The organism is Streptomyces justiciae (genome assembly GCF_015163075.1).
Taxonomy (GTDB): domain Bacteria; phylum Actinomycetota; class Actinomycetes; order Streptomycetales; family Streptomycetaceae; genus Streptomyces; species Streptomyces justiciae.
In genome coordinates, this window is the sequence record NZ_JADDXU010000007.1 from 317,460 (window position 1) to 328,503 (window position 11,044).

General features: G+C 69.6%; 11 protein-coding genes. 2 read left to right on the top strand and 9 right to left on the bottom strand.

The features are described 5' to 3' along the window. Window positions 1–19 precede the first annotated feature (19 nt). The 7 genes from IQ210_RS21595 to IQ210_RS21625 form a co-directional block, all read right to left on the bottom strand. On the bottom strand, window positions 20–763 hold the full coding sequence (locus tag IQ210_RS21595) for a flavodoxin family protein (RefSeq protein WP_194080709.1): 744 nt from the start codon (window positions 761–763) through the stop codon (window positions 20–22). A gap of 141 nt (window positions 764–904) precedes the next feature. Then, complete coding sequence (locus tag IQ210_RS21600; protein ID WP_194080836.1) at window positions 905–2,338, bottom strand: MFS transporter; 1,434 nt, start codon at window positions 2,336–2,338, stop codon at window positions 905–907. 168 nt (window positions 2,339–2,506) lie between these two features. Continuing rightward, on the bottom strand, window positions 2,507–3,130 hold the full coding sequence (locus IQ210_RS21605) for a DUF1326 domain-containing protein (RefSeq protein WP_194080710.1): 624 nt from the start codon (window positions 3,128–3,130) through the stop codon (window positions 2,507–2,509). Between the two features lie 146 nt (window positions 3,131–3,276). Beyond that, window positions 3,277–3,960 carry a DUF6766 family protein gene (locus tag IQ210_RS21610; protein ID WP_194080711.1) on the bottom strand — a complete coding sequence of 228 codons (684 nt, stop codon included), beginning with the start codon at window positions 3,958–3,960 and terminating at the stop codon, window positions 3,277–3,279. An 87-nt stretch (window positions 3,961–4,047) separates the two neighbouring features. Then, the gene (locus IQ210_RS21615) at window positions 4,048–4,473 is read right to left on the bottom strand and encodes a hypothetical protein (protein ID WP_256779675.1); all 426 of its coding nucleotides are present in this window, start codon (window positions 4,471–4,473) and stop codon (window positions 4,048–4,050) included. 133 nt (window positions 4,474–4,606) lie between these two features. Next, window positions 4,607–5,935, bottom strand: coding sequence for a class I SAM-dependent RNA methyltransferase (locus IQ210_RS21620; protein WP_194080712.1), 1,329 nt, complete (start codon window positions 5,933–5,935; stop codon window positions 4,607–4,609). A gap of 55 nt (window positions 5,936–5,990) precedes the next feature. Next, entirely contained in the window at window positions 5,991–8,039 is a 2,049-nt protein-coding gene (locus IQ210_RS21625; RefSeq protein WP_194080713.1) for an APC family permease, read from the bottom strand. 391 nt (window positions 8,040–8,430) lie between these two features. Between IQ210_RS21625 and IQ210_RS21630 the strand changes: the two genes are divergently transcribed. Together IQ210_RS21630 and IQ210_RS21635 are read left to right on the top strand one after the other, a co-directional pair. Continuing rightward, window positions 8,431–9,102: a potassium channel family protein gene (locus IQ210_RS21630; RefSeq protein WP_059198617.1), complete on the top strand. Its 672-nt coding sequence runs from the start codon at window positions 8,431–8,433 to the stop codon at window positions 9,100–9,102. Next, window positions 9,102–9,776, top strand: coding sequence for a potassium channel family protein (locus IQ210_RS21635; protein ID WP_059198616.1), 675 nt, complete (start codon window positions 9,102–9,104; stop codon window positions 9,774–9,776). Before IQ210_RS21630 ends, IQ210_RS21635 begins: the two co-directional genes overlap by 1 nt. Window positions 9,777–9,838: 62 nt before the next feature. Here IQ210_RS21635 and IQ210_RS21640 read toward each other — a convergent pair whose 3' ends face one another. After that, the gene (locus IQ210_RS21640) at window positions 9,839–10,597 is read right to left on the bottom strand and encodes a DUF3159 domain-containing protein (RefSeq protein WP_059198615.1); all 759 of its coding nucleotides are present in this window, start codon (window positions 10,595–10,597) and stop codon (window positions 9,839–9,841) included. Window positions 10,598–10,600: 3 nt separating this feature from the next. After that, a complete protein-coding gene (locus tag IQ210_RS21645) occupies window positions 10,601–10,999 on the bottom strand; it encodes an OB-fold nucleic acid binding domain-containing protein (RefSeq protein ID WP_046257102.1) in 399 nt (132 codons plus the stop codon). Between the last annotated feature and the right edge of the window lie 45 nt (window positions 11,000–11,044).

The following is an 11,044-nucleotide window of genomic DNA, read 5'->3' on the forward strand; positions in this document are numbered from 1 at the left end:
TACTCGTCCCGGTACATCCTCAGCGGTGCTCGGGATTCTCCGCCCCCGGCCGGCACCCGGCGTCCCACTGGGAGCGCTGGTTGCCGTAGGCGGGGACGCCCCCGGCCCGCTTCAGCAGTGCGGCGAGGTGCATGAGGTTCCAGGTCATGAAGGAGGTGTTGCGGTTGGTGAAGTCGTTCTCCGGGCCGCCCGAACCGGCGTCGAGGTACGACGGCCCAGGTCCCGCCGGACCGATCCAGCCGGCGTCGGCCTGCGGCGGGATCGTGTAGCCGAGGTGCTGGAGGCTGTAGAGGACGTTCATGGCGCAGTGCTTGACGCCGTCCTCGTTGCCGGTGATGAGACAGCCGCCGACACGGCCGTAATAGGCGTACTGCCCTTGTGAGTTGAGCAGTGAGGAGCAGGCGTAGAGCCGCTCGATCACCTTCTTCGTCACCGAGCTGTTGTCGCCCAGCCAGATGGGGCCGGCGATGACCAGGATGTCCGCGGCCATCACCCGCTCGTACAGCGCGGGCCACTCGTCGACGGCGAAGCCGTGCTCGGTCATGTCCGGATAGACGCCAGGCGCGATGTCATGGTCGACGGCACGGATCTCCGACGTGGTGACCCCGCGCGACATCATGATCTCCGCGCTCTTGTCGATCAGCCCCTGGGTGTGGCTCAGCTGCGGGGACGGCTTGAGGGTGCAGTTGATGTACAGGGCGGTCAGGTCGTCGAAGCGGTACGAGGCGTCGGCGGAGGATGCGGCCGCGGATTCTTCTGTCATACGGGCAGCGTCTCGCGTAGGTCCCGGTTTGTCCCGGTCCGGCTCGCGGCCTTGAGCACCTGGCACACGGTCGGCCCCTGCACGCGAGTGCGTCCGCCGCCCCCGCAGGGACGACGGACCCGCGCACCCGGATTTCCGTCCTCAGACGCCGACTTGCTCACCCGCCACCTTCTGCGGCTGCTCAGCCCCGGCATCCGCTTCACCGCGCATGACGAGAAGAGTGACGATCCCACCGACCGCCGCGACGATCGCGGCGCCGAGGAACGCCGCGCTGAAGCCGTCCGTGAGCGCCGGCAGGTCACCCAGCCGGTCGGCGCCCTGGGTCGTGGCCAGGGCGGCGAGGGCGGCCAGCCCCAGGGCGGAGCCCACCTGGTAGGTCGTGTTGACGATGCCGGAGGCCAGCCCGGCCTGCTCCTGCGGGGCACCGGACAGCGCGGTCATCATCGCCGGGATGTACGCCAGCGACATGCCGAGCGCGGCGACCAGCGAGGCGGGCAGGACGTCGACGACGAAGGTGCCGGTCGGCTCCACGACGGACAGCCACAACAGGCCGGCCGCGAGGACCAACAGCCCGCCGCTGATCAGCGGCTTGGCGCCGAAGCGGCCCAACAGGCGTGCCGTGATGGCGGTCATGAAGACCATCAGCAGACCGGTCATCGGCAGCAGCGCGGCGCCCGAGGCGAACGCCCCGTACCCGAGGACCTGTTGGAGATAGAGGTTGAGGAAGTACCACATCGGGATCCACGCGGCACCGAGCAGCGTCATCGCCAGATTGGCCGACCCCAGCCGCGGCACCCGCCAGATGCCGAGCGGCATCAGCGGTTCGCGCACGGTCCGCTGGATCACCAGGAACAGTGCCAACAGGGCGGCGGCGCCGCCGAGTTCGAGCAGCGTCTGCGCCGATCCCCACCCGGCCTGTGGCGCCCGTACGACGGCGAAGACGGCCAGCGCGAGACCCGCGGTGACGGTCGCCGCGCCGAGCACGTCGACGGCGCCGCGGCGTGGTGCCACCGTCGGGAGCAGACCGGTGGCCGCGAGGGTGGCGAGGCCGATCGGGACGTAGACGATGAACACCCAGGGCCAGCTGAGCCATTGGGTGAACACGCCGCCGAGGAAGACGCCCGCCGTGCCGCCCGCGGGCGCCGCCGCGCCGTACAGGGCCATGGCCTTGCCGAGTTCCTTCGGGTCATGCGCGAACAGGATCATCAGCAGGGTCATGGCGGACGGCGCGATGAGCGCGCCGCCGACGCCCTGAACGGCACGGCCCAGGACCTCGACCGAGGCGGTCTGCGCGGCGGCCGCGACGACCGAACCCGCGATCAGCACCACCCAGCCCGCCGTGAACACCCGCCGGGCGCCCAGGAGATCGGACAGCCGGCCGCCGAGCAGCAGCAGCCCGCCGAAGGCGATGACATAGGCGTTGAACACCCATTGCAGGTCCCCAGGCGAGAAGCCGAGGTCTCGCTGCATCTCGGGCAGGGCCACCCCGATGATCGAGGTGTCCATGATGACCATGAACTGAGCCGCTGCGAGAACCCAAAGGGCCCACCAGCTGCGGGGATTGACGCTTGCCAGCAAGAGTCGCAGCTGAACCGGGATCTCACACCCCGGCGAGAGCCCGCCCCTCGAACAACACGCGGCGCCCACCCCCACCCGGAGGGAAGCACGGGCGGGGGTGGGCGCCACAACGAGAACGGGCGGAGGGCGGCGGATCAGCCCCAGGACGCGGCTACCCCGCGCACCTCAGGCGCGCCCCTGGGCGGCCCCCTCCGGCTCCTCGCTGCTGAAGACGTACTCGGCCGTCTCCCCGTACGACGCCTCGTACGTCAGCCCGAAGGCGTCGGAGCGGCCCGTGGTCCTGCCGACCTCGAACTCGGGCGCGAACCCGAACATGGCGTTCTTGATCTTCGTCGCACTGCCGTCGGGGCCGGTCAGCGGCTCGTACGAGAGTTCCGTGCGCCCCTCGACGGTGAGGCCGGTCCGGTCGCCGCCCGACAGGGAGACGCCGGCCCGTTCCATGCCCAGGTACTCGCCGTAGAACTGCGAGAGCTGCTCGAACGGCCCGCCCGCCCGACCGGACAGGATGCGTTCCAGGGCGCCGGCCTGCTCGTCACTGGCCGCGCTGTCCACGACCAGCCCGACCTTCCAGTCGCCGGAGGACAGGTTGGACGGGAAGTGGTTGTAGAACGCGAAGTCCACGCCGGACAGATCCAGGCCGTCCAGATCACCGTCCGCCACATGGAAGACCGCGGTGCCCAGGCATTCGGTACCACCCTCGGCATCACGGGGCTGTCCGTCGTACGGGCAGCTGCACAGCACCGCGCAAGAGCAACCGGCGACATAGGTGCCGGAGATCGTCCATGACATGACTGCTCCCCTTCCCGGAGGGTGGCGGCGGCGAGCGTCGTCTGTACGTTTACGTCGTACTCTCACGCTAGCCCCACCGAAAGGGCATGTAAACGGTCATTCCATGACAAACGCCGCTCCCACCGCGGCAGGAGCGGCCCTGGTCCTCAGCCCTCGACGCCGGTGGAGGTGTGGGCGGCACCTACGGGCTTGGATTCGGGGGATCCGCGTTGGCGCAGGTAGACCGAGAGGATGGCCATCGAGGCGACGGCCAGGAGTTCGGACTGCCAGTTCTGCAGGGTGCGGTTCCAGAAGTCGGCGGAGCCCAGGTACTGGAGCCAGGAGACGGGTGCCTGGAGTTGGCGCAGGTGTTCCTCGTTGTAGGCGGCGACGCCGGCGATGGACTGGGCCAGCCATGACCACGTGAAGATGACGGCCATGACGATGCCCAGGGAGCGGGAGTACAGGGTCTGCCGCCAGCCCTTGTCGGCCGCCCACCGGGGCGACTCCGAGCCGGCGTGGTCGCCGACCTTCTGCTCCCGGTCACTCTCCACGCCGGCCTTGTCGAGTTCCTTGGATTCCGGTGATCCGCGCTGGAGCAGCCAGACGGTGCCGAAGACGTAGAGGAAGAACTGCAGGTACTCCGACTGCCAGTTCTCGGTGACGTCCACGGCGAAGTCGGAGGTCGCGAGGTACTGGAGGAAGCCCAACGGATGCAGTCCGTCGGTGACGAGCTGGTTGTTGAAATCGGCGTGGCCGGACACCGCCTGCCCGACGAGCGTGAGCAGGAAGCCGGTGCCGAAGGCGAGGGTCAGGCTGTTGTGCTTGGCGAATCGCGTGAGCCGGTTCATCGGTGCATCAGCCCCACGGCGGTGAAGTAGCTCAGACCGACGCCGACCGTCAGCAGGACCAGCGTGAACAGGGTGCGCATGCTCCGCTCAGCCTCCCTTGACCTTGCACTGGTAGGGCTGGTGAGGACGCGGTTCGCAGCCTGCCGCGGTGATCAGCCAGCCGGTCGGGAAGGCCGACAGGAACAGGGTGTCGGTGGAGAGCACCACCTGTGCCTGCTGCCCGTAGACCTCGCTCCCGCGCAGCGCACCCGCGTACGGCAGCTCCTCGTCGGGCAGTGCCTTGACGCAGGAGGTCTTCGCGGACTCCGTGAGTTCCTGCCGGGTCTGGGGGGCGAGCGCCGCGCAGGCGCGTGACCAGTCGGCCTGCCGGACACTCCGCTCGAAGCGCAGAGCCGCCCGGGATGCGGCGGTCTCCCGCTCACCGAGCGTGGCACAACCAGACAGACCCGCGGCGCAGACGAGCACCATCAGAGCCGTACGTCTCCAGGGCGGCACGAAGCCCTCCACTCCCACGTCGGAACTGTTCCGGCCATGGTCATGGAGCGGCGACGGCGGGAACGGCAGCCGCGCCGTGCCCCGCCGCGAGCACCGAGCGTTCGGACGATGCGATCCGGCGCACCGCGGGCGCCGCACCGACGCGAGGGCGTCAGGCGCCCTTCGCCACCGGCTCCAGAATCGCCACGCACTCCACGTGATGCGTCATCGGAAACAGATCGAACACCCGAAGCGTCCGCACCCGATACCCCCCGTCCCGGAAGTACCCCAGATCCCGGGCCAGCGCCGCCGGATCGCAGGCCACGTACGCGATCCGCCGTGCCCCCAGCCCCGCCAGGTGCTCCACCGTCTTCCGCCCCGCGCCCGCGCGGGGCGGGTCCAGGACGATGAGGTCGACCTCGGTGATCCCGGTGCGCGGCAGGACCGACTCCACCTTGCCCTGCTCGATGCGGACACGGTCGAAGTCGGCGAGGTTGTGGCGGGCGTCCTCGACGGCCCGCTTGCCGGACTCGATGCCGAGGACCGCGCCCTTGTCGCCGAGGCGGTCGGCCAGCGCGCCCGCGAAGAGGCCGACGCCGCAGTACAGGTCCAGCGCCATCTCGCCCTTGCGCGGCAGCAGCCCCTGCATGACCGCCTTGACCAGGGTGTCGGCCGCCATCGGATGGACCTGCCAGAAGCCGCCGCTGCCCACGCGATGCGTACGCCCGTCGGCCCGCTCGCGCACGAACGCGCGGCCGTGGACGCGGTGGATGCCGCCGTCCTTCTCGTCGACGCGCATGACGGACACGGGCTTGTCGAGTTCGACGAGCGGAAGGCGGGCGCCCGGGCGGGGCTCCAGGATGACCATGCGGTCCTGCGAGCCCGTCGCCGCGATCGCGTCGACCGACGCCATCCCGGACCAGTCCCGCGCCTCGATGCCCAGCTCGCTCACGCCCGGCGCCGCGATCATGCAGTGGTCGATGACCTCGACCTCGTGCGAGCGGTGCCGGCGCAGACCGGCGTTGCCGTCCGCGTCCACCGCGTACTGCACGCGCGTCCGCCACGCGGGCACCTCACCCGCCGGCAGCTTGTCGCCCTCGGCCGGCATCACCGTGCCGTCCCAGCCGGCCTCCTCGGGCGTGAGCCCGGCGAGCCGCTGCAACTGCTCGGCGACGACCTCGCCCTTCAGCCTGCGCTGCGCACCCGGCTTGGCGTGCTGCCAGTCGCAGCCACCGCAGCGGCCGGGGCCGGCGAAGGGACAGGGCGCCTCGATGCGGTCCTTGGACGCCTCCAGCACCGACACGGCATCGGCCCGCAGGAACCGTGCCCCCTCCTCGCCCTCGGTCACCCGCGCCACGACCCGCTCGCCGGGCAGCGCGTGCCGGACGAACAGGACCTGGCCGTCGGCGGTCCTGGCGATGCAGTGCCCACCGTGGGCCACCGGGCCGACCTCGACCTCGAAGTCCACCCCCACCAGCGATTTCTTCGGTTCTGCCTGCATGGTGGGGTGACTCCAGAGAAGAGAAGGGAACGAGCCGAGACAACAGCCCACCAGTCTACGGCTGCGAGGACGTCTCCTTCGCCCGCTCCTGCGCCGGCCCACGCCGCACCGCACCCGGCGCGTTCCACTCCTGCCGCCTGCGGGCCCGGAGCTTCGCCGCCTCGGAGGACTGCAACTGGTAGGGCACCGAGGTCACCATGACGCCCGGCGTGAACAGCAGCCGGCCCTTCAGCCGCAGCGCGCTCTGGTTGTGCAGCAGGTGCTCGTACCAGTGGCCGACGACGTACTCGGGGATGATCACGGACACCGCGTCCCGCGGCGACTCCTTGCGCAGGCTCTTCACGTACTCGATGACGGGCCGCGTGATCTCGCGGTAGGGCGAGTCGAGGACCTTCAGCGGTACGTCGATCCCGCGCCGCTCCCACTCCTCGCGCAGCGCCTTGGTCTCGACCGGGTCGACGTTGACGCTGAGCGCCTCCAGGGTGTCCGAGCGCAGCAGCTTGGCGTACGCAAGGGCCCTGAGCGTCGGCCGGTGGATCTTGGAGATCAGCACCACGGAGTGCACCCGGGACGGGCGGACGCTGTCGTCGCTCGGTCCCTCGGGGGCCGCGATCTCGTCGGCGACGCGGTCGTAGTGCTTTCGGATGGCCGACATCGTCGCGTAGAAGATCACCATGCCGAGCAGCGCGACCCAGGCGCCGTGCGTGAACTTGGTGACCAGGACGACGACCAGGACCAAGCCGGTGAAGAAGGCGCCGAAGGCGTTGATCGCCCGGGAGCGGATCATGTGGCTGCGCTTCGCCGGGTCCTTCTCGGTGGCCAGGTGGCGGTTCCAGTGCCGGACCATGCCGGTCTGGCTGAGCGTGAAGGAGACGAACACGCCGACGATGTAGAGCTGGATCAGGCGGGTGGAGTCGGCGCCGTAGATCCAGACCAGCAGGCCTGCGGCGCCCGCGAGGAGCACGATGCCGTTGGAGAAGGCGAGGCGGTCGCCGCGGGTGTGCAGCTGGCGGGGCAGGTAGCGGTCCTGGGCGAGGATCGAGCCCAGGAGCGGGAAGCCGTTGTAGGCCGTGTTGGCGGCCAGGAACAGCACCAGCGCCGTCGCCGCCGCCAGCACGATGAACAGGAAGCTGCCCTTGCCGAAGACGGCCTCGGCGACCTGCGAGATCACCGGGTTCTGGACGTAGTCGGAGCCGAGCGCGACCCCGTTCTTCAGCAGGTCCACAGCCGGGTTCTCGGCCATGCGGACCTTGGTCACCATGGCGAGCGCGATGATGCCGCAGAACATGGTGACGGCCAGCAGGCCCATCATCGCGAGTGTGGTCGCCGCGTTCTTGGACTTCGGCTTGCGGAACGCCGGAACACCGTTGGAGATCGCCTCGACACCGGTGAGCGCGGCACAGCCCGAGGAGAAGGCCCTCAGCAGCAGGAAGACCAGCGCGAAACCGGCCAGTCCCTGGTGCTCGGCCTTGATCTCGTAGCCGGCCGTCGGCGCCCGCATGGTCTCGTCGAGGACCAGCCCGCGGAACGCGCCCCACGCGATCATGATGAAGACGCCCGCGACGAACACGTACGTCGGGATCGCGAACAGCGAGCCGGACTCCTTCACGCCGCGCAGGTTCATCAGCGTCAGCAGCACGATCACCGCGATCGCGCAGAGCACTTTGTGCTCGACGACGAACGGCACGGCGGAGCCGAGGTTCTCGATGCCGGAGGCGATGGACACGGCGACGGTGAGGACGTAGTCGACGAGCAGCGCGCTGGCGACCGTGAGCCCGGCCTTCGGGCCGAGGTTGGTGTTGGCCACCTCGTAGTCGCCGCCGCCGCTCGGGTACGCGTGCACGTTCTGCCGGTAGGAGGCGACCACCGTGAACATCAGCACGACGACCGCGACGGCGATCCAGGGGCTGAAGTGGTACGCCGACACGCCCGCGATGGACAGGACCAGCAGCACCTCGCCGGGCGCGTACGCCACGGAGGAGAGCGGGTCGGAGGCGAACACGGGGAGGGCGATGCGCTTCGGCAGGAGCGTTTCCCCGAGCCGGTCACTGCGCAGTGCGCGCCCGATCAGGATCCGTTTGGGCACGTCGGTCAGTTTGGACACAACAGAGAAGCCTAAGCGTTCGAACGGGTGCGCAACCACCCGCCACCCCACATCCGCCCCCGATCTGCCCTCCGAGTGAAATCGGCCAACGGCCCGGCAACGGATTCCGCACCCCTTCGCGTCCTCATGCCTATATGACAAGACCCCCCGCCCGTACCGCCCCCGGAGGTCCCGTGCACACCACCGCAGAGCTGATCGGCGCCGCCGCCGCTCTCCTCGGCCTCGGAATCCTGACTCTTGTGAGCCTGCGCAGCATCAGCCGGCGCTGATCACCCCGGGCCCTGCACAGGGGTGCCCGGCAGGGACGCGCGTGTGTAGCTTGGTGGCCGGTCTGAGACCCTGTTAAGGCCAAGTCAACGACTCTTGACATTCGTCATTCGGAAGGACGGTCGTGCACATCGTCATCATGGGCTGCGGGCGAGTGGGTTCCGCTCTCGCCCAGACCCTGGAGCAACAGGGGCACACGGTCGCCGTGATCGACCAGGACCCCACCGCCTTCCGTCGACTGGGCTCCGGATTCGGCGGCCGCCGGGTCACCGGTGTCGGCTTCGACCAGGACACCCTGCGCGAGGCCGGCATCGAGGAGGCGGGCGCGTTCGCCGCCGTCTCCAGCGGTGACAACTCGAACATCATCGCCGCGCGCGTCGCCCGCGAGATGTTCGGCATCGAGAACGTCGCGGCCCGCATCTACGACCCGCGCCGCGCCGAGGTCTACCAGCGTCTGGGCATCCCGACGGTCGCCACGGTCCGCTGGACCGCCGACCAGATGCTGCGCCGCCTCCTCCCCTCGGGCGCCGAGCCGCTGTGGCGCGACCCCACCGGCGGCGTCCAGCTCGCCGAGGTGCACACCTCCGCCGCCTGGGTGGGCCACAAGATCAGCCGCCTTCAGGAGGAGACGGGCGTCCGCGTGGCGTTCCTGACCCGGCTGGGCGAGGCGATCCTGCCCACCTCGCAGACGGTGTTGCAGGAGGGCGACCTGGTGCACGTGATGATGCGCACCGACGAGGTCGACAAGGTCGAGGCGTCCTTCGCCAAGGGTCCCGAAGAGGAGGGCGGTCACTGATGAGGGTCGCCATTGCCGGTGCCGGTGCGGTCGGCCGCTCGATCGCGGGCGAACTGCTGGAGAACGGCCACGAGGTCCTTCTCATCGACAAGGCGCCGACCGCCATCTCGGTCGAGCGTGTCCCCCAGGCGGAGTGGCTGCTGGCCGACGCCTGCGAGATCACGTCCCTGGACGAGGCCGCGCTCCAGCGCTGCAACGTCGTGATCGCGGCGACGGGCGACGACAAGGTGAACCTGGTCGTCTCGCTCCTCGCCAAGACGGAGTACGGCGTCCCGCGCGTCGTCGCCCGCGTGAACAACCCGAAGAACGAGTGGCTCTTCAACGAGTCCTGGGGCGTGGACGTCGCCGTCTCCACCCCGCGTCTGATGTCGGCCCTGGTCGAGGAGGCGGTGAGCGTCGGCGACCTGGTCCGGCTGCTCCGCTTCAGCCACGGCGACGCGAACCTGGTCGAGCTGACCCTGCCGGAGGAGTCGGCCCTGGCCGGCACCCAGGTCGGCGACGTGGAATGGCCTCAGGATACGTCCCTGGTCACGATCATCCGCGGCACCCGCGTCCTGACCCCGTCCCGCGAGGACTCCCTGGAGGCGGGCGACGAGCTGTTGTTCGTGGCCGCCCAGGCCAGGGAGGAACAGCTGGAGGACCTGCTGTCGGTCCGCCGCGAGGACGCGTCCTAGGCGGTACGACGAGAAGGGGCGCCCTGAGAGTTCAGGGCGCCCCTTCGTCGTCGTACCGAAAACTACGCCTCGCGCCGGTGCCGCGCTCCGGTCGTTTCACCGCGCTCTTCAGCCAGGGCTGCCTTCCGCTCTTCCTCGGCCTTCTCGGCGGCCTCCATCTCGGCGAACACGTCGATCGGCGCGGGCGCCTTCGCCAGGAAGACCCACGTCAGCCAGACGGCGAGCAGGAACGGCGGGATCTTCAGGGCGACCAGGACCCAGCCGAGCTGCGCGGTGTTGGCCCACCAGTACAGCGGGAAGAGGATCGCGCACTTGGCCAGCAGGATCGCGCCCCAGGCGTAACTCGCCTTCGCGTACGCCTTCTTGCGGCCGGGGTTGCGGGTGCGCCAGGAGAGGTTCTCCTTGAAGACCGGCCCGAGGATGAGGCCGATCAGCGGGACGCCGCACAGGGTCGTGATGATGTACGCCAGGCCCAGGCCCAGCGTGTACAGCATGCCCGGCAGGTAGAAGTCCTTCGCGTTGCCGGTCATCATCGCGAAGACCACACCGAAGGCCACGCCGAAGACACCGCTGAAGGCGTGCTTGACGGTGTCCCGCATCACCAGCCGGACCACGACCAGGACCAGCGACACCGCGAGCGCGGCGATCGCGGACATGTGCAGGTCCTTGTTGATCGTGTAGATCGTGACGAAGAGCAGGCCGGGCAGCACCGTCTCGACCATGCCCCGCAGGCCTCCGAAGGCCTCGAACAGCGCGGCCTCGGTCACCGCCCGGGCGTCGTGCTGATCGGTCTCTTCGGTCGGCTTGTCGAGCGACGTCACCGGCTACTCCCTACCGAGGGGTCTCAGTTCGTACTTCGGGTTGAACAGCACCCGGCGGCCCCGGCTCATCGAGATCCGGCCCGATGCGATCAGCTTGCGCCCCGGCTCGATCCCCACGATGGAGCGCCGGCCGAGCCACACCACGTCCAGCGCGGCGGAGCCGTCGAACAGCTCGGCCTCCAGCGCCGGGACACCGGCTCTGGGACGCAGCGTGACCGTGCGCAAGGTACCAGTAACCGTCACGATCTGTCGGTCGTGGCAGTCGCCGATCTTGATGCAGCCGGCGGTCTCGGCATCCTCCCGCAGCTCCTCCGACTCCAGGTCCTCCTGGGACGAGGAGAGCCGGTCGAGCATGCGCCGGAACCGGCCCACCGGCTTCTCGGAACGCGGAACAGCACTCATATGTGAAGCGTACCGGGGTGCACTGACACCTTCGTACCCGCGGTG